This is a genomic window from Synechococcus sp. O70.1 (genome assembly GCF_047462215.1).
GTDB lineage: Bacteria > Cyanobacteriota > Cyanobacteriia > Thermostichales > Thermostichaceae > Thermostichus.
Genome location: NZ_JANSIT010000023.1, coordinates 1 through 17,279, shown reverse-complemented (window position 1 = coordinate 17,279; position 17,279 = coordinate 1). Strand labels below are relative to the sequence as shown.

18 protein-coding genes are annotated in these 17,279 nt (G+C 59.7%); 8 read left to right on the top strand and 10 right to left on the bottom strand.

What is annotated here, in order from left to right:
• The coding region (locus NW833_RS10600) for a cobalt-precorrin-5B (C(1))-methyltransferase (RefSeq protein WP_414412446.1) at positions 1 to 545 on the bottom strand (545 nt) is incomplete at its 3' end.
• A 94-nt stretch (positions 546 to 639) separates the two neighbouring features.
• On the opposite strand from NW833_RS10600, the gene NW833_RS10595 reads away from it, so the two are divergent.
• Entirely contained in the window at positions 640 to 993 is a 354-nt protein-coding gene (locus NW833_RS10595) for a hypothetical protein (protein WP_414394997.1), read from the top strand.
• 1 nt (position 994) lies between these two features.
• On the opposite strand, the gene def is transcribed toward NW833_RS10595, so the two are convergent.
• The 4 genes from def to NW833_RS10575 form a co-directional block, all read right to left on the bottom strand.
• Positions 995 to 1,591: a peptide deformylase gene (gene def / locus NW833_RS10590; protein WP_414412445.1), complete on the bottom strand. Its 597-nt coding sequence runs from the start codon at positions 1,589 to 1,591 to the stop codon at positions 995 to 997.
• A 102-nt stretch (positions 1,592 to 1,693) separates the two neighbouring features.
• Complete coding sequence (locus NW833_RS10585; protein ID WP_414412444.1) at positions 1,694 to 1,999, bottom strand: DUF3593 domain-containing protein; 306 nt, start codon at positions 1,997 to 1,999, stop codon at positions 1,694 to 1,696.
• Between the two features lie 3 nt (positions 2,000 to 2,002).
• Positions 2,003 to 2,317, bottom strand: coding sequence for a DUF2499 domain-containing protein (locus NW833_RS10580; RefSeq protein WP_414395001.1), 315 nt, complete (start codon positions 2,315 to 2,317; stop codon positions 2,003 to 2,005).
• 6 nt (positions 2,318 to 2,323) lie between these two features.
• Entirely contained in the window at positions 2,324 to 2,500 is a 177-nt protein-coding gene (locus tag NW833_RS10575) for an NblA/ycf18 family protein (protein ID WP_414395003.1), read from the bottom strand.
• A gap of 295 nt (positions 2,501 to 2,795) precedes the next feature.
• Between NW833_RS10575 and NW833_RS10570 the strand changes: the two genes are divergently transcribed.
• The 3 genes from NW833_RS10570 (at position 2,796) to NW833_RS10560 (ending at position 5,061) form a co-directional block, all read left to right on the top strand.
• Positions 2,796 to 3,119: an RNA recognition motif domain-containing protein gene (locus NW833_RS10570; RefSeq protein ID WP_414412443.1), complete on the top strand. Its 324-nt coding sequence runs from the start codon at positions 2,796 to 2,798 to the stop codon at positions 3,117 to 3,119.
• A 51-nt stretch (positions 3,120 to 3,170) separates the two neighbouring features.
• Positions 3,171 to 4,475, top strand: coding sequence for a metallophosphoesterase family protein (locus NW833_RS10565; protein ID WP_414412442.1), 1,305 nt, complete (start codon positions 3,171 to 3,173; stop codon positions 4,473 to 4,475).
• Positions 4,476 to 4,815: 340 nt separating this feature from the next.
• The gene (locus tag NW833_RS10560; RefSeq protein ID WP_414395007.1) at positions 4,816 to 5,061 is read left to right on the top strand and encodes a GlsB/YeaQ/YmgE family stress response membrane protein; all 246 of its coding nucleotides are present in this window, start codon (positions 4,816 to 4,818) and stop codon (positions 5,059 to 5,061) included.
• Positions 5,062 to 5,307: 246 nt separating this feature from the next.
• On the opposite strand, the gene speA is transcribed toward NW833_RS10560, so the two are convergent.
• Positions 5,308 to 7,233 (bottom strand): biosynthetic arginine decarboxylase, encoded by a 1,926-nt coding sequence (gene speA, locus NW833_RS10555; RefSeq protein ID WP_414412441.1) that lies wholly within the window; start codon positions 7,231 to 7,233, stop codon positions 5,308 to 5,310.
• Positions 7,234 to 7,863: 630 nt separating this feature from the next.
• Here speA and dnaK point away from each other — a divergent pair.
• Together dnaK and NW833_RS10545 are read left to right on the top strand one after the other, a co-directional pair.
• Positions 7,864 to 9,756 carry a molecular chaperone DnaK gene (gene dnaK, locus NW833_RS10550; protein ID WP_414412440.1) on the top strand — a complete coding sequence of 631 codons (1,893 nt, stop codon included), beginning with the start codon at positions 7,864 to 7,866 and terminating at the stop codon, positions 9,754 to 9,756.
• Between the two features lie 140 nt (positions 9,757 to 9,896).
• On the top strand, positions 9,897 to 10,841 hold the full coding sequence (locus NW833_RS10545) for a DnaJ C-terminal domain-containing protein (protein ID WP_414412439.1): 945 nt from the start codon (positions 9,897 to 9,899) through the stop codon (positions 10,839 to 10,841).
• Here the strand turns inward: NW833_RS10545 and NW833_RS10540 are convergent, their stop codons facing one another.
• Complete coding sequence (locus NW833_RS10540; protein ID WP_414412438.1) at positions 10,842 to 12,179, bottom strand: (Fe-S)-binding protein; 1,338 nt, start codon at positions 12,177 to 12,179, stop codon at positions 10,842 to 10,844.
• A 205-nt stretch (positions 12,180 to 12,384) separates the two neighbouring features.
• Here NW833_RS10540 and NW833_RS10535 point away from each other — a divergent pair, with 205 nt between their 5' ends.
• Positions 12,385 to 12,705, top strand: a complete 321-nt coding sequence (locus tag NW833_RS10535) for a hypothetical protein (protein ID WP_414412437.1) — start codon at positions 12,385 to 12,387, stop codon at positions 12,703 to 12,705.
• A gap of 10 nt (positions 12,706 to 12,715) precedes the next feature.
• On the opposite strand, the gene NW833_RS10530 is transcribed toward NW833_RS10535, so the two are convergent.
• Entirely contained in the window at positions 12,716 to 14,602 is a 1,887-nt protein-coding gene (locus tag NW833_RS10530; protein WP_414412436.1) for an AMP-dependent synthetase/ligase, read from the bottom strand.
• Between the two features lie 75 nt (positions 14,603 to 14,677).
• Here NW833_RS10530 and ald point away from each other — a divergent pair, with 75 nt between their 5' ends.
• Entirely contained in the window at positions 14,678 to 15,769 is a 1,092-nt protein-coding gene (gene ald, locus NW833_RS10525; protein WP_414406311.1) for an alanine dehydrogenase, read from the top strand.
• Between the two features lie 15 nt (positions 15,770 to 15,784).
• Here ald and NW833_RS10520 read toward each other — a convergent pair whose 3' ends face one another.
• Positions 15,785 to 16,417 carry a ribonuclease D gene (locus NW833_RS10520; RefSeq protein ID WP_414395020.1) on the bottom strand — a complete coding sequence of 211 codons (633 nt, stop codon included), beginning with the start codon at positions 16,415 to 16,417 and terminating at the stop codon, positions 15,785 to 15,787.
• Positions 16,418 to 16,491: 74 nt separating this feature from the next.
• Positions 16,492 to 16,797 (bottom strand): 30S ribosomal protein S14, encoded by a 306-nt coding sequence (gene rpsN, locus NW833_RS10515; RefSeq protein WP_414361099.1) that lies wholly within the window; start codon positions 16,795 to 16,797, stop codon positions 16,492 to 16,494.
• Between the last annotated feature and the right edge of the window lie 482 nt (positions 16,798 to 17,279).

Below are 17,279 nucleotides of genomic sequence, written 5' to 3'. Positions count from 1 at the left end.
ACCTCCGCCCGCGTCCCCACCAGGGCTAGCCCCTCCAGCACCCCGAAAGCAGCATTGGAGGTGCGTTCTGCCAGCAGCTTGCCTTCCGGCAAAATGATGCGCACCCGCAGGCGATAACCCTCCGGGATCCCTGCCAAAAGGTTGACCTCAAACAGATGCCGGGCGTAGGCATAGATGGCTGGGCTGCCGTCAGCGTGTCGCCCTAGCCCCTCGCCAGCTTCTAGAAGCAAAGGGGGAGCGGTGGGATCTTTTTCCTCCAGAGCCACCCACCCCCAGACCGGCGTGTTGCGGGTGAGATCCAGGTGAGGGCCGGGATCCGAGCGGGTGATGGCTAAAGCGGTGTTCTCCGACAACGTGGCCACCTGCTCCACCGGGATCCTGACCGATCCCACCTCAGGCTCCACCTGCACTGCCACGACGGGACAACCACCCTCCTGGGGCAAGGGAATCTTGAGGAGGTGGTGAAAGGCTGCCTTGGCAGCAGCCACTGCAAACACGGGCAAGGTGTAACCTCGCTGAGGGGAGGAGGGGAGGGAATCCTGCATTTTTTGTTCAATCGTTAAATGATCTGGGCGAAGGGAGGGAGGGATAGAAACCTGTCTCTTTCAATGGGAGTAAAGAGTTAAGAGCGGGGCAGCTATGAGCGAAACCTTGCAGCACTATTTTGAGCGTCTGGAGGGGCAAATTCAGGAGCTAAAAGCTGCCATTGAACGGCTGCCAGAGCAGGTGGCCGCTGCCCTGCTGGCGCGGCAAGAGGCCAAAAAAGCTGTGCCCGCCTCCTCCTGCTATAGCACCCTAAACGCCGACTTGGTTGGAGATGGGAGCCATAACTTTTTGCTGGAGGAGGATCCGCCTGTAGTCGGCAACCGCCAGCCGACCTATGATCTTGCCCCTGAGGCTCAGATCCAGCGCTTGAGCGCGCAGCTAACTGCTGCTTACAACCGCATTGCCGCCCTGGAGGAGCAGCTCTTGGCCCAGCGCCTGCGCAAATAACCTAGAGAGGTTTCAGGGCAGGAGCGGCAAGGGGATTAGCTCTGCGTTGCACATCCTGCATCTGGAAGCCATGCTTGCGCAGCTCCTGATCCAGCAGCAGTTCGTTTTCCACGTAATCAACAAACAGCACACCGTTGAGATGATCGATTTCGTGTTGGATGACCCGCGCTAGCAAGTCATCGGCTTGGATTGTGCGGGGCCGTCCGCTTTCGTCCTTAAACGACACCACCACTCCCTGGGCGCGTAGAACCTCACAGAAGACGCCTGGAATGCTTAGGCAACCCTCCTGAGCAGCCACCGTTTCGCCAAGGTACTCGCGGATCTCCGGATTAATCAGTACCAGCGGCGGCACTTCTGGCTTGTCGGGATAGATGTCCACCACAATCAAGCGCTTGGGAACGCCCACCTGTGGCGCTGCCAGACCAATGCCATCAGCGCTGTACATGGTCTGCAGCATATCGCGCGCCAATTGGCGGATCTCGTCGTTGACTTGGCTAATCCGCTTGGCCGGTTGCCGCAGCACCTTGTCCCCCATGCGATAGATGCGCAGCGGTGGGTTTTTGAGTTTAACTTTGGGGACAGAAAGCGTGGCCACCATCGGGCAGGTCTCTTACAAGAACAAACATCAGGTTGTCTAGCTGGCCCCCTCATTCTACACTTGCTCAAACCCCGGGGACGCCTGGAAGTTAGGCCTGAGGACTCACGACTGCTCAGGGCTGTTCGGGGATCCCTGGGCCTTCTGGTCAAGGGCTTGCTTGAAGCCCAAGGCCACCAAAATGTTGGAGAGAGTGAGAAAAGCCTCTGCCCCTCCATGGAGGGGATCCACATTGGCTAAAGAAGTGCCGTAGTGCTTCTGGGCGTACAACCCTGCTGGGATGCTGACGGCAACAAAAAGCAGCAGCAGCCAAAAGCCCGCCAACGCCAAGCGCGGGATCCGGCGCAGCCGCGACAGGAAGAACAAAAAGAGCAAGTAGGGAAACAGAGAGAGAGCAAACAAGCTGTTCATTGCTTAGCTGGGATCTCGTTCCTCCGCCTGCTCGGCTCGCCAAATGCGGTAGGCTGCCCACGCCAGCGTACAGTTGCCCAGCAGGGTAAACCCAGCCTGAGCAGTCACCAGCCCCTCCAAGTTGGGGTCGTTGTCAAACCAGTGCCAGGTAATGGCACACATGGCTCCCACCAGCGCCGGCAGCATCGCCCAGCTCAGGCTTCGCCATTCGGGGCGCCCCGTTCGCTCCCCAAACTGCCACACCCAAACGATGGCCGCCAGCCACTCCAAGACGCTGGCCACGTGAATCCACCAGGTGGGAAATGAAAGGGCATGCATACACCCCTAGGCGTTGAGGAACTGGCGCAGCAACTGGCGATAGGTGGCCTCCTGCAGCAGCATTTGCTTGTGCAGCTTGACCAGGATGTCCTTAGCTTGCTCGGGACTCATGCGAGCCACCAGCATCTCAAAAGCCCGCTGGCGAAATTCTTGTTCCAAAGAAAGACCTGGCGTTTCCTCCATTATCGTCACCTCGAGAGGCTTGGGGGTAGGTCAGAGACTTGCTTTGGGCTATTCCAACCCTGCCCCTGACGCGCGACGCAGTCAGGATAACACATATCTTAACAATCTCCCTTAACAAGCTGCAATAAGATGCCAAGTCCTGGTAGCTAGGTGGGGGAGGGAGATCTCAACGAAGTAGCAGAAAAAGTCCAGTTCTACAGATTTGACGAGGGCGCATTTCGGATAGGGAGATGCGAAGCTTTTTGAGCAGGGATCCCTTTACGTCTTGTTATTTTGGGCAAGCGAGCAAGGCGCCATGGTAGAAGTGAAGTACCTTGAGCTGGGGCTGCTGCTCCTCCTGACCTGTGCCTTGCCTTCTTACATTGCTATGACCATTTTTGTGGGAAACCTAAACTATAAAGCTTCAACTGAAGAGCTCAAAGCCTTCTTCCAGCAGCGGTGGAACGTTAAGTCGGTTACGATCCCGAGAGACCGAGAAACCGGCCAGACAAGGGGTTTTGCATTTGTGGAGTTGGCCACCAAGGCGGAGGAAGAAGAAGCCATTAACGTTGCCAACGGTCAGGAATTTATGGGTCGGCCCTTGCGGCTAGAGTGGGCCCGGCCGCGCCGAGAAACTTAGCTTAGGCAGGGATCCCAGGCTGGGCCTGGAATTTAGAGAAGGGCGGCTGAGATGGTGAGGCTGTTGCATTTTTCCGATGTCCATTTGGGCAGTGGCCTAGCCTACGGCTCCATCAACCCGGCCACGGGACTGAACACCCGCTTGGAGGATTTTGTGGCTTCCTTGCAGCGGTGCATTGACCTTGCCCTCGATCTAGCTGTGGACTTAGTTCTGTTTGGGGGAGATGCCTTTCCCGATGCGACGCCGCCCCCTCGGCACCAAGAACTCTTTGCCCAGCAGTTTCGCCGGTTGGCTGATGCCGGCATCCCGACCGTTCTCTTGGTGGGTAACCACGACCAATACGGACAGGGCCAGGAGGGCAACAGCCTAGCCATCTACCGGGCCTTAGGGGTGGCGGGGTTTGTCGTCGGGGATCGGCTGCAGACCCATTGGATTGAAACTCGCAGCGGCCCAGTCCAGGTGACCACCCTGCCTTGGCTAAACCGCTCCACCCTACTGGCCCGCCAAGAGGGCTTGGGCCTTGACCCTGAAGGGCTGACCCAGAAGCTGCTACAGCGCTTGGATCTGGCGCTGGAAGGGGAGGCCCGCAGGTTACGGCCCGGGATCCCGGCAATTTTACTGGCCCATGTAATGGTAGATACAGCCCGCCACGGGGCCGAGCGGCATCTTTCGGTAGGCAAAGGACTGACGGTGCCCCTCTGGTTGCTGGCGCGGCCAGCTTACCAGTACGTGGCTTTGGGGCATGTGCACTGCCACCAGGTGCTCTGTCGGGATCCCTTGGTGATCTATCCCGGCAGCATCGAGCGGGTGGACTTCGGGGAGGAAAAAGAGGAAAAAGGTTGCGTAGTGGCAGAGGTTACGGCCACAGGAGCAAGCTACGAATTTTTGCCCTTGCCCGCCCGCGCCTTTCACACCATCCGCCTGGATCTCACCCCCTATCCCCTCCAAGAAGTGCAAGCCAAACTCCTGGAGGCCATTGCCAAGGCCCCTGTAGCCGGCTCCATCCTACGCCTCATCTACCGCCTTCGCCCCGACCAGCTCGATGGCATTGACGAGCGGGCTCTGCACCAAGCCCTTGCCCCTGCCTTCAGCTACACCATTGCCCCAGAAGTGGTCAGCCCTGGCCGCATCCGCTTGCCGGGCTTGGATCCCAGACATCTAGAGCCCCTGACGGCTCTGGAGCAGTATCTAGCTGACCGCAGCGATCTGGCCCCTTTGCGCAACGAGTTGCTGGCGGCTGCCCGTCAGTTGCTGGCGGAAGCAGCAGATCCCTTGCCGGAAGGGAATGCCAACGAGGAGGAGGTGGATCCTCCAAGCCCCGCCGACTGGGAAGAGCAGCAATTGCCCTTGTTCTAGGGCTCTGCCTCCATTGCTTTGACCTTTGTCGGTCAGAGGTGGGGAGCAGGGCCGCTTCTAAAGAACCTTTGCCGCGTGATCCGGATCACTTCGGGAGGGGGGGAAACGGCAGAGACTGGAACTGGGTTGAAGTCGTTGGCAACGACGCTCTCAGCTCACTTCCAGGGAACTAACCTAGGCTGGCAGATCTCACCCTGCCAGTCTTTCCTTTTGTAGAGCTGGGGAGCCGTGGAAAGCAAGGGATCCCTGCAGTTATCAGGTCACTGCCAGGCTCCGCCTCGACTTCGAAAGAAGCTGGAGGTGGAGTGGATTTGTCTCGGGAAAAGAAGGAGCAAAGGGCATGGAAAGCGTACTAAGGTCTCTAGTGATCGGGGCAATTGCCGGTTGGCTGGCAGGGTCTATCCAGCGCGGCTACGGTTTTGGCCTGATCGGTAACATCATTGTCGGCATTTGCGGAGCAGTTGTGGGAGAATACCTTTTCAACTTGCTCGGCTTATGGGCTACAGGTCTGCTGGGGAAATTGTTGATGGCAACCGTTGGGGCTTTGGTTTTGTTGGCGTTGGTCAACTTTCTTCGCCGGGCTTGAGAGTACGTTGCCAGCGGGCAGGGATAGCTGGCGTGACCCTGCTTTTTTTGGTTGGCTGTGGATCAAACCCGTGTCTGGTTCAGATTGCCGGGTAAGGAGCACCTCTGCTCAGGCCGGAAGCTGTCATTAGAAAAAGGGGGCCATAGAGCCCACCCCTTCCGTGACCTACTCCCGGCGCTGAGTACAGCGCAGATCTCAGCTACCCCTACACCCCCACGAGCTAAAGCCGGGATAGCAGAGGGGCAGCTAGCGGTGCAGGTAAGTGTAGGCCCGCAGGTTGTCTTCAAAGTGCTGCTGCAGCGCCCTAGCCTGCTCTAGAGTGATCTGCCCCCTTTGTAGCGCGGCTTCAGTGGCGTGGTGCAGGGCTTCCACCAGGTCTTCGCTGGTGTATTGCACCCAGCTCAGCACCTCAGCAATCGTGTCTCCCTTGATCACTTGGGAGACGTGATAGCCGCCAGGACGGGTGCGGACATGCACCGCGTTGGTGTCGCCAAAGAGGTTGTGCAGATCCCCCAGGATCTCCTGGTAGGCACCTCCCAAGAACACCCCCAGCAGGTAGGGCTGCCCGTCGGGATCATGCAGCGGCAAGACCGAGGTGATTTGGCCGTCTTCGCCAAAGAAGCGGTTGATCTTGCCGTCGCTGTCGCAGGTTAGATCCGCCAAGGTAGCCCATTGGCGCGGCTCCTCGTCCAGACGGTGGATGGGCATGATGGGAAAGACCTGGCCGATGGCCCAGCTATCCGGCAGGGACTGGAACAGGGAGAAATTGCCGTAGTAGATGCTGGCCAGCATCTCGTCCAGCTCCAGGAGATCTACAGCCACGGGCTGTCCTGCCTGGTACTGCTCGTAGGCCAAGGTGCAGATCTTGTCGGAGCAGTTCCAAAACAGCCGCTCCACCTCGGCCCGCTCCTGCAAGCTGAGGGATCCCTCGATGAACTGGCGCAGGGCAGCTTCTTTTAGCTCCTGGCAGCGGCGATAATCGGCCACTAGGGTATCGGGCCGGATCTCGTAGTAGAGCTGGTTTAGCTTCTGGATCACCTCTGCACTGGAGGTGAGGTGGGTAGGCATGGGGTAGGGGCTAGCCACATTGACATCCTGCACGTCAAAGACCAACACCGACTGGTGGGACATCAAGGCCCGCCCGCTTTCGGTAACCAGCACCGGTGGCCGGATCCCATGCGGCTGTAGGGTGGTCAGCACTGTCTGCACCACGGTGGCGGCGTAGTCCTCGACGCTATAGCTCTGGGAGAAATGACTGGGGGACTGGGATCCGTCGTAGTCAACCCCTAAGCCGCCGCCGATATCCAGGTAGCCCATCGGCGCTCCCAGCTTGACGAGTTCAATGTAGATCTGGCTGGCCTCCCGCACAGCCCGCCCGTGCACACTCGCCATCGAGATCTGCGAGCCGATGTGGTAGTGCAATAGGCGCAGACAGTGCAGCTTGCCGACTTCCCGCAGCCGTTCCACCACCTGCAAAATCTCCGTCGCTGTAAGGCCAAACTTGGCCCGATCCCCGGCCGAGGTGCCCCAGCGCCCGCTGCCTTGGGTAGAAAGCTTGGCCCGCACCCCCAGCATGGGATCAATGCCCAGGTGCTCGGCAGCCTGCAGCACCAGCTCCAGCTCCTGCAGCCGCTCCAGGACGATGATGGGTGTGCGCCCCAGCCGCTGGGCCAAGAGGGCCGTTTCCATAAAATCGCGGTCTTTGTAGCCATTGCAGATTAGCAAAGCCCCAGGAGTGTCCAGTAGAGCTAGGGCAATCAACAGCTCCGGCTTCGATCCCGCTTCCAGGCCAAAATGGTAGGCGCGACCGTGCTTCACCACCTCTTCCACCAGGTGGCGCTGCTGGTTCACCTTGACCGGGTAAACCCCCCGATAGACATTGGGGTAGCCAAAGCGCTCAATGGCCTGCTGAAAGCTCTGGCAAAGCTGCCGCATGCGGTCGGCCACAATCTCGGGAAAGCGAATCAACAACGGCAACTGCAAACCCCGTTCCACCAGATCCTTCACCAGGTGGTACAGGTCAATGCCCGGTTCCTGCTGCTGTAGGCCCTTTGGGGTTACCTCCACATGACCAGCGGCGTTGATACGGAAGTAGGGCTCCCCCCAGTAGCAGATGCGATAGAGCTTTTCGCTGTCTCGCAGTGTCCAGGGAGAACGAGTCAAAGTCGGCATAGCAGTCCCCCAGATACCGAGATGTGAACAGCGCAGGATTTCCGCACAGAATCCAAAATATATTGCTCTATTTCAGAAGGCGTCAAGATTTTTCCCAAGCAGGGAGGCTGTGCCGGAAACCGCCTAAGCCTTGCCAGATAAGGCTTTGGGCTTGAGAGCTCCTTGAAAAAGGCTCTAGCAGCAAGCTCTCTCTTTCTCTTTCTTTTGCTGTTTTTCTTAGTCTTTCTCACTAATGCTCTTTTTTGCCTCGATGGATCCCCGCTGTAACCCTGCGGGGAAGGGCACGAGCGCCTGGCTGCTCCTCAGCAAAGGGGTGATTGGCGACGTGAAGTTGGTCTGGGCCTGCAACTCTTGCGGTGGCGGCCCTGGATGAGTTTTTCTCCCCACTCCCGAAGCTCCGACTCCCCAACCCCGCAGGTACGGAGATCCGTAATAGGTCGGCTTTTCAACCCCCAGAAATGGGCGGCATTCTCGCCCTAGCGTTGCCAACCACCTGGTTAAGATCGGCTCAGGAAATGGCTAAGCCTTTGCCAGATTTTCGCAAGTTGGCTGCCCAAGCTACCCCACAAGCGGATGGGCTGGCGGCGGTAACCGAAGTCCTGTACACACAAAGAGGAGAAGAAGGAGCCGATGGGAAAAGTTGTAGGAATTGATCTGGGCACAACCAACTCGGTTGTCGCCGTAATGGAGGGGGGTGTCCCCACGGTTATTGCTAATGCCGAGGGGAGCCGCACCACACCCTCGGTAGTTGCCTTTACCAAGGATGGGGAGCGCCTGGTGGGTCAGATGGCCCGTCGCCAGGCAGTGCTCAACCCCGAGAACACCTTTTACTCCGTCAAGCGGTTTATCGGGCGCAAGTACGACGAGGTGGGCGCCGAGGCCAGGAGGGTTCCCTACCAGGTGCGGCGGGATGAACGGGGCAATGTCAAGTTGTACTCACCCCGCATGAACAAGGAATTTGCCCCCGAGGAAATCTCGGCCATGGTGCTGCGCAAGCTGGTCGAAGATGCCAGCCGCTACCTGGGTCAACAGGTCACCCAAGCCGTTATTACCGTGCCTGCCTACTTTAATGACTCTCAGCGGCAGGCCACCAAAGATGCAGGCCGCATTGCTGGCTTGGAGGTGCTGCGCATCATCAACGAGCCGACCGCGGCTTCCTTGGCCTACGGCTTGGATAAGCGCACCAACGAGACCATCCTTGTCTTTGACCTGGGCGGTGGTACCTTCGACGTCTCCATTCTCGAGGTAGGAGATGGGGTCTTTGAGGTGAAAGCCACCAGCGGCGACACGCAACTGGGCGGCGACGACTTCGACAAGAAGATCGTCGACTGGATGGCCGAAGAGTTCAAGCGCATGGAAGGGATCGACCTGCGGCAAGACCGGCAGGCTCTGCAGCGGCTAACAGAAGCTGCGGAGAAAGCCAAGATTGAGCTGTCCAGCGTCTTGGAGACCACCATCAACCTGCCCTTCATCACTGCCACCGCCGACGGTCCGAAGCACCTGGAGCTGAAGCTCTCGCGCGCCCACTTTGAGCACCTCTGCGCCGACCTGCTAGAGCGCTGCAAAGGTCCGGTGGAGCAGGCCCTGCGGGATGCTAAGCTCACCAAGGCTGACATCAACGAAGTGGTGCTGGTGGGCGGTTCCACCCGCATTCCGGCGGTACAGCGGTTGGTGAGGGAACTGCTGGGCAAGGAGCCCAACCAAACCGTCAACCCCGACGAGGTAGTGGCTGTCGGCGCTGCCATCCAGGCCGCGGTGCTGGCGGGCGAGGTCAAAGACGTGCTGCTCTTGGATGTCACTCCCCTGTCGCTGGGGGTAGAAACCCTGGGCGGTATCGCCACCAAGCTGATCCCGCGCAACACCACCATTCCCACCCGCAAGACGGAGATCTTCTCCACAGCGGAAGATGGGCAGACCTCGGTGGAAATCCACGTGATCCAAGGGGAGCGGGAGTTGGCTCGCGACAACAAATCGCTGGGCCGCTTCAGGCTGGAAGGGATCCCACCCGCTCCTCGCGGTGTGCCCCAAATTGAGGTGACCTTTGATATCGACGCCAACGGCATCCTCAAGGTAACGGCTAGAGACAGAGGAAGCGGCAAGGAGCAGAGCATCTCCATCACTGGCGCCTCCACGCTCGATAGCAAAGAGGTGGAGCGGATGATTGCCGAGGCGGAAAAATACGCCGCCGAAGACCGCGCCCGCCGCGAGAAAATCGAGCGCCGCAACAAGGCCGACTCTCTGGCCTACCAGGCCGAGCGGCAGTTGAAGGAGCTGGGAGACAAGATCTCCTCCAGCAAGCGCAGCCAAATCGAGACCCTGGTGCGGGAGCTGCGGGAGGCCATCCAGCGCGATGACGACAGCGCCATCCAAAGCAAGGAGCGGGAGCTGCAGGAGGCTCTCTACGCCGTGAGCAGCGAGCTCTATCAGCAAGCTGGCGCTTCCTCTAGCTCCACTGCTAGCGCAGGGAAGACTGCCGGCGGCAGCGATGACGTCATTGACGCCGATTTCACTGAGGCCAAGTAACCCCTGCGGGATCCCTCTAGGAAGGAGGGATCCGGCTTCTGGTGGCAGTTTCAACAGGAGGAGGGAGGGGATGGGCAAGGGTCACTAGCCCGCCTCCTTCCTTCTTCGGGGTTGGTAGCCCTCCGCCTGCGGATGCCTCCATGCAAAGCTTCAAGGACTACTACAAAATTCTGGGGGTTAGCAAGACAGCCACTGCTGAGGAGATCAAGCAGGCCTATCGTCGCTTGGCGCGGAAATACCACCCAGACGTCAACCCCAACGACAAAACTGCTGAGGAAAAGTTTAAAGACATCAACGAAGCCTACGAGGTTCTCTCCGATCCCAGCAAGCGCAGGCAGTACGACCAATTCAGCCAGTACCACCAGCAGGGTGGCTTTCGCTACCGGCGAGAGACCTACAGCAGCCCCTTTGGCGAAAGCTCCTTTGGCGAGGACTTTGGCTTGGGGGGAGGGGGCGTCGATTTCGACCAGTTTGAAGACTTTCAGGATTTTATCGATCAACTGCTAGGGCGAGTGCGCAGCTCTGGCAAAGACCGCAGCAGTCCTTCGGCCAATGCCAACTACGACGCGGAGGCCACCCTCCACCTTTCCATCCCGGAAGCGTTTGAGGGGGGAAAGCGCCGCCTGAGGGTGGGCGGGGATCGCGTGCTTGAGGTGAGCATCCCACCGGGAATCACGCCGGGCAAGCGAATTCGCCTGCGCGGCCAGGGCCACCCCAAACCCAACGGGGGCGCTGGCGATCTCTACCTCAAGATCGAGCTGAAGGAGCATCCCTTCTACCGCCTAGAGGGGTTTGACGTCTACTGCGACCTGCCGCTTAGTCCCAGCGAGGCGGTTTTAGGTGCCCAGGTGGAGGTGCCCACGCTAGACGGGCTGGTGAAGCTGCGCATCCCGCCAGGGACGCAACCAGGGCGAAAGCTGCGGTTGGCAGAGCGGGGCTTTCCCAAGGGCAACGGGGAGCGGGGCGACTTCTACGCGGTAGTTCAGATCTATTTGCCCACGCGGCTTTCGGAGGAGGAACGAGAGCTCTACGAAAAGCTGCAGCGCATCCAGTCCTACGATCCCCGCGCCGCTCTCAAGCTCTAGCTAGGCAGTTGCCTTGGCTAGCTCTGGAGTGGGCGGTTGGAGAGCCCGGTCCAAGAGCTCCATGGGGTGGAAGATGGGGATCCTGGCCTTGCCTTGCAGGCGCAGGTGCTTTTGGATTTGCAAGCGGCAGCCGATGTTGGCGGAGACAATCCCCTGGGCGCCGGTGTTGAGGAGGTTGGCCACCTTTTGGGATCCCAGCTCGTCCGCCACCTCGGGTTGCAACAGGTTGTAGACGCCGGAGCTGCCACAGCAGAGGGCAGCATCGACGGGATCCCGCAGCTCCAGGCCCGGGATCTGCCGCAGCAGTTGGCGCGGCTCCTGGCTAAGGCGCTGCCCGTGTAGCATGTGGCAGGCATCCTGATAGACCAGCACCAAGGGATCCGGCTGCAGCGGATGGAGAGGAGCGGTCAACCCCACCTGAGCAAGAAACTCCTGGATGTCCTTGACTTTGGCCGCAAACTGGGCTGCTTTCTCTTGGTAGTGGGGATCCTCACCCAGGATGTGGCCGTACTCCTTCAGCGTATGCCCGCAGCCAGAGGCAGTGATGAGAATGGCATCCAAGTCGTAGACAGCAAAAGCATCCACCATCTGGCGGGCCAGAGTTTTCGCCTGCTGCAATTGCCCTTGGTGGTGGGGCAAGGCTCCGCAACAGCCCTGGGCAGGTGGGATCACCACCTCACAGCCATTGTGGGCTAAGACGCGCATACTGGCCTCATTTACCTGGGGGACAAACAGGCGCTGCACACAGCCAAGAATCAGCCCCACGCGAAAGCGGCGCTCGCCCACCGCCGGGATCCGCTCCGGATAGTGCTTGGGCAAAAGGTGCTCCACCTGCAAAGGGGGCAGCAGCGATTCCATGGCCGCCAGCCGCGGGGAGATCTTTTCCAGCCCCTTGCGGATCCAGGCGCCGATCCCCATCTTTTGGTAGAGCCAGAGGGGCCAGAGCAGCGGTCGCAGCCGCTCCGGATAGGGGAAGAGGAAAAAAATCAACTGGCGGTACAGTCGATCCCAGAGGTTGCGGCGGTAGTTGCGCTCAATCTGAGGTCGGGTAGCGGCAATCAGCCGGTCGTAGCGCACCCCCGAGGGGCAAGCCGTTACACAGGCCAAACAGCCCAGACAAGTGTCGAAGTGGGAAACCACTGCCGCTGAGAGAGAGATTTGGCCCTGATTGAGGGCGTCCATCTGGTAGATGCGGCCCCGCGGCGAATCCGTCTCCTTGCCGAGGACGCGATAGCTGGGGCAGGTGGTCAGGCAAAACCCACAATGCACACAGGCATCGATCAGCTTCGGATCCGGGGGATCCACCCCATCAAAACCCGGCCCTTGCGATAAACTCATTGGCTTCGATCTATCGCGCTCTCAGCTCTACATGGCCATGCAGGGAGACCATTGGCAGCTTGCGATCCCACTCTCTTCTGCTCCCGCAGGTTTCCTACATCTTAATGCCAGAAGCGGGATCTGAGGGAGTTTACTCCCATCCAGGCGCTCTTCTGGCTCGTACTACCCTAGAGAAAGCACTTGTCAACTCTTCCCTTTGAGAGCCATGAACTGGCAACACCTCTTCACTCGCGCTTTTTGGGCGGCGACCCTCGCCAGCTTGTGCCTGCCGGGAGCGGTTCTGGCCCAGGCTAACCTGCGGGAGCTCCCTCCGGACTTGGCAGAACAGCTCACCACGGAGCGGATTTTGCAAGCCTGCGCCGCCAACCAAGCCGATACGCTGCCCAGCCCTTTCCCAGACGTGGTGGCGACCGACTGGGCCTACAAGGCGGTGCTCACCCTCTACTACTGCGGGGCCTACCGGGGGGCAATCCCGCCGGAGCAATTCCGGCGTTACCTGGAGCAGAAACGGGGATCCCAAACCTAGAAGGCTGGCTCTACTTCAAAGATCGGTACATCTCCTCGATGAGGTGAGCGTAGCGCTCCGCCACAGGGTTGCGCTTAATTTTCAGCGTCTGGGTCATGAGGCCGTTTTCCACACTCAAGGGCTCTGGCAAGAAGCGAAAGTCAGCAACTTGCTCGTCGGGCCGATAGCCAGGGCGCTCTTGGATGCGGCGGCGTACTTCTTGCAAGATGAAGCGGCGCACCTGCGGGTGAACGAGCAGCTCGGTCTCGGCAGTAGGGATCCCTTGTTCAGCAGCCCAGGCCTTGAGGGCTTCGAGGTTGGGGTAGATGAGGGCAGCCAATTTTTTCTGGTCTTGCCCGACGATCACAATCTGGCTGATGTAGGGAGATTGCAGGCAGGCATCTTCCAGTTGCTGTGGCTCAATGTTCTCGCCGTTGCGCAAGACAATGACATCCTTGGCCCTGCCGGTGATCACCAGTTGGCCGTCGGGAGTGAGCCAGCCTAGATCCCCGGTTTCAAACCAGCCATCGGAGCTGAGAACTTTAGCGGTGGCTTCTGGATTGTTGTAGTAGCCCATCATCACCTGCGGGCCACGGGCCAGGATCAACCCCTTTTGGCCAGGGGGCAAGGGCTGCCGGGTTTCCGGATCGACAATGCGAAACTCCGTCCCTGGCAGCGGTGGGCCAGCCGTACCGCGTACGTTGTTGTCAGGACGCCGCGCGCATAGCACTGGCGAGGTTTCCGTGAGGCCGTAGCCATTCAAGATGGAAATCCCAACAACTTCATAGAACAGATCCAGATAGGCAGGTAGGGAGGCGCCGCCGCTAATAGCATGTTGAAAATTGGGGCCTAGTGCTTGTCGCACCTTGCGGTAGATGAGCCAATCGGCCAGCCGATGCAGGGGCCAGAGCAGCCAATGTTGCAAGCGAGCCCGTAGGCGCACCCAGGGGCTGACTCCGTAATGCAAAATTGACTGGTTGCGAGCTATCCGTCCAGAGAGCACATGGCTTTCACTGACAGCCATCAGAGCGCGGATTAGCCACTGCAGGAGGGGGCTTTTCTCTTTGAATTGCCGCTGGATCCCTTCATAAACGGTTTCCCAAATGCGCGGCACTGCCACCAAATAGTGGGGCTGCTCCTGTTGAAGATCTTGTTTGATAAAGCGAGGGCTGGTATAGACCAGCGTGCAGGCGCGACTAAGGAGAAAATACTCGCAAGCCCGCTCATAAGAGTGCCAAGTGGGCAGAATGCTCAACACCTTGTTCCCCGGTTGGGGCTGTACGACCGCGCCCAAGTTCTCCACCTGGTGCATGAGGTTGCCGTGGCTGAGCATCACCCCCTTGGGCTGACCGGAGGTGCCGGAAGTGTAGATGATGGTGGCCAACTGGGATCGCTCCAACTTGGGGGGCTCGTAGCGGTGTTCTCGCCCTGTTTGCAGCCACTGAGAAAAATTCACTACTCCTGGCTCTTCTTCGTCCGAAAGCAGCAACAGCCGCTCCAGGCCCAGCTCCTCCACAACTGACCGAACCCGTGCCAGCGTCTTCACATCCTGGGCAATCACAGCGGTGCTCCCAGAATGGCGCAAAATGTAGCCCAGCTCCGCTGGATCCGCTACGGCGCTGCGCGGCACATTGACTGCTCCTGTAAACAGCGTGGCCAGATCCGCCATCAGCCAGCGGGGGGAATTGTCGGCAAAAATGGCTACCCGATCCCCAGGGCAAATGCCCAAAGCCTGTAAGCCAGCAGCCAGCGTCTGAATGCGGCGGAACAGTTCCCCATAGGAAATCTCAAAGACCGGCTGGGCATGGGGATCCCTGAGGGCAGGCTGGTCAGCAAACTTCTCGGCTAGGACTTGCCAGACGTTGAGTAGAGTCGTCTCTGGGGCAGCGGGTGTAGCAGCAGCGGAGACAACGGTCACAGATCCGGGCCGTAAATCACGCTTACACTTTAACAGAGCGCGCACAAACTCGAAGGCAGTCCTCCAGGGATCCCTATGCGCATTGGCGTGCCCAGGGAGATTAAAGAGCAGGAATTCCGCGTCGGCCTAACACCAGCGGCGGTGCGGGTCTTGACTGAGCAGGGGCACCAGGTGTGGGTGGAAACTCAAGCGGGCCAGGGAGCCGGCTTTACTGACGAGGACTATGAGAAGGCGGGGGCCAGGCTGGCTGCTACTCCTGAGGAGATCTACCAGCAGCAGTTGGTGGTGAAGGTGAAAGAGCCCCTGCCCGCAGAGTATCCGCTGCTCCATCCGGATCTGATCCTATTTACCTACTTGCACTTGGCGGCTAGCCGCGAGCTCACCCAAGCCCTCCTGCGTTCGGGGGCCACTTGCCTAGCTTACGAGACAGTGGAGCTGGCCGATGGCTCCCTGCCTCTTTTGATGCCCATGAGCATGATTGCCGGGCGGCTCTCGGTGCAATTTGGTGCCCACTACCTCACCCGCCAAGCGGGGGGGCGAGGCGTACTGCTGGGCGGGATCCCAGGTGTGCCACCGGGACGAGTGGTGATTTTGGGCGGAGGAACCGTGGGTACAGAGGCGGCCAAAGTGGCCGTTGGCCTGGGAGCGCAGGTGCAGATTTTGGACATTAACCTGCAGCGGCTCAACGAGCTGGAGCTCATTTTTGGATCGCGAGTGGAGTTGCTCTACAGCACCCCCCAAACCATCGAGGAGTGCGTTCGCAAGGCCGATCTCGTGGTGGGAGCGGTGTTAGTGCCGGGCAGGCGGGCGCCAATTTTGGTGAGGGAGGAGCTGGTGGCTCAGATGCGGCCCCGATCCCTAATTGTGGACGTCGCGGTGGATCAGGGGGGCTGCATTGCCACCACTAGGGCCACCACCCATGCCCAGCCGGTTTACGAAGCCTACGGCGTGTTGCACTACGGCGTTCCCAACATGCCAGGGGCTGTCCCCTGGACCTCAACCCAAGCCTTGGTCAATGCCACGCTCCCCTACATTCTCAAGCTGGCCAACCTTGGCCTGGCCGCTGCCCTGGAACAAGATCTAGCCTTGGCCAAAGGGCTTAACATTCGCTCCGGCAAGCTCATCCACCCCGCCGTGCGGGCTACTTTCCCCGACTTGGCCAACTAGCTTTAGAGGCTGCCACTACTGGTGCTCGAAGACGTTGCTATACCCCAGCAGATCCAGCTCGACGAGGGTGGGAAGGTGCTGGAAGCAACGCTGCGCCAGTTCCCAGCGCTCCTCTCGCTGCAGCATCTGGGCCAACTTGTGGCGCACCGGGATCAAGTAGCGGACGTCGTTGGCTGCGTACTCCAACTGCTCCGCCGAGAGGGCATGGACAGCTCCCCAGTCGGAGCTCTGGGCTGCCTTGTTCAACTCGACCCCGCACAGCTCGCTCACCACATCTTTGAGGCTGTGCTTGCTGGTGTAGGTGCGAGCCAGTTTGCTAGCAATCTTGGTGCAGAAGACCGGCCAGACTTGGATCCCCAGGTGGTAGCGCAGCATGGCCAGGTCAAAACGGGCATAGTGGAAAATCTTCTCGATGCCGGGATCCGTCAGCAGCTTGGCTAGGAGAGGGGCCTGCCTGACGCCGCGGCTAAACCGCAGCAGCACCACCTCACCGGCAGCGTTGGCAAGTTGCACAACACAGAGTCGATCCCGCTGCGGGATCAAGCCCATCGTCTCTGTGTCCACCGCCAGGTAGGCTTCTCCGGCCAGGGCTTTGACCAGGTCGGAGGTAAGATCGTCGTCGCAAATCTGGAAGGGCTTCAGGGCCACGGGGAGCTCCCCTCAGGGCAGAGAAGGTGCTTGCTTTTCCAGAGCAGTTGCCAGCAGCCTCCAGCCCATCTGGGCTACCAGCTGGCTTTGACCACGCCGGGTAGCAGGCCGCGGTGAGCCATCTCCCTCAGGCTGTGGCGGCAGAGGCCGAAATCCCGGAAGTAACCGCGGGGACGGCCCGTTTTCCAGCAGCGGTTACGCAGGCGGGTGGGCGAGCTGGAGCGCGGCAGCTTTTGCAGTTGGGCATGCAGCTCCATGCGGGTGGCCTGGTCGAGGTTGGGATCAGCCAGCGCTGCCTTCAATTGCTGGCGCTTTTCGCGATACTTTTCAACCAAGCGCTGGCGCTTTTTCTCCCGCTCGATCATGCTTTTTTTAGCCACGGCTCACCTGTTTCCCCCAATTTTTCAGCTCTACTAGGATAACGAGCAGGGGCAACTGGCAGCAAGGGGAGCCTGCCTATGGGTTAGGGGCACGCTAGTATTGCCGCCTGCGTGGTGCTTGCAAGCCACCGCTGCTGCTGGCCGCGAAGTGCTGGCGGATGCTACGCCATTACCTAGCAGGGATGGAGCTAGTACTGCGGGCGGGGTTCTCCTCTAGTCTTTGATTCGCCGGACAATTGGCCACTTTGTGGCATAACCAACCTTCTGCCTCGACGTAGATGGGCTGAGCGAGTAGGCTAGCCGGTACATCTTCTTGAGTAGGCGTTTTGCCTGGGCTAAAGTTGGCTCCGTCTTTAGCCGGTGTGCCTTATGGGGGCAAAGAGCACCTACCTGCAGCTCGCGGGGAAGTCACGCCTGTGGAGATCCCTCTGGCGGGGTAGTAGAGGTGAACTCTACTACTAGCTACGGGTCGTGGAAGCAGG

Excerpts from the sequence above, each read along its gene's own strand:
- NW833_RS10595 (WP_414394997.1), top strand. The coding sequence starts at position 640 with ATGAGCGAAACCTTGCAGCACTATTTTGAGCGTCTGGAGGGGCAAATT.
- def (WP_414412445.1), bottom strand. The coding sequence starts at position 1,591 with ATGGTGGCCACGCTTTCTGTCCCCAAAGTTAAACTCAAAAACCCACCG.
- NW833_RS10585 (WP_414412444.1), bottom strand. The coding sequence starts at position 1,999 with ATGAACAGCTTGTTTGCTCTCTCTCTGTTTCCCTACTTGCTCTTTTTG.
- NW833_RS10580 (WP_414395001.1), bottom strand. The coding sequence starts at position 2,317 with ATGCATGCCCTTTCATTTCCCACCTGGTGGATTCACGTGGCCAGCGTC.
- NW833_RS10575 (WP_414395003.1), bottom strand. The coding sequence starts at position 2,500 with ATGGAGGAAACGCCAGGTCTTTCTTTGGAACAAGAATTTCGCCAGCGG.
- NW833_RS10570 (WP_414412443.1), top strand. The coding sequence starts at position 2,796 with ATGGTAGAAGTGAAGTACCTTGAGCTGGGGCTGCTGCTCCTCCTGACC.
- NW833_RS10565 (WP_414412442.1), top strand. The coding sequence starts at position 3,171 with ATGGTGAGGCTGTTGCATTTTTCCGATGTCCATTTGGGCAGTGGCCTA.
- NW833_RS10560 (WP_414395007.1), top strand. The coding sequence starts at position 4,816 with ATGGAAAGCGTACTAAGGTCTCTAGTGATCGGGGCAATTGCCGGTTGG.
- speA (WP_414412441.1), bottom strand. The coding sequence starts at position 7,233 with ATGCCGACTTTGACTCGTTCTCCCTGGACACTGCGAGACAGCGAAAAG.
- dnaK (WP_414412440.1), top strand. The coding sequence starts at position 7,864 with ATGGGAAAAGTTGTAGGAATTGATCTGGGCACAACCAACTCGGTTGTC.
- NW833_RS10545 (WP_414412439.1), top strand. The coding sequence starts at position 9,897 with ATGCAAAGCTTCAAGGACTACTACAAAATTCTGGGGGTTAGCAAGACA.
- NW833_RS10540 (WP_414412438.1), bottom strand. The coding sequence starts at position 12,179 with ATGAGTTTATCGCAAGGGCCGGGTTTTGATGGGGTGGATCCCCCGGAT.
- NW833_RS10535 (WP_414412437.1), top strand. The coding sequence starts at position 12,385 with ATGAACTGGCAACACCTCTTCACTCGCGCTTTTTGGGCGGCGACCCTC.
- ald (WP_414406311.1), top strand. The coding sequence starts at position 14,678 with ATGCGCATTGGCGTGCCCAGGGAGATTAAAGAGCAGGAATTCCGCGTC.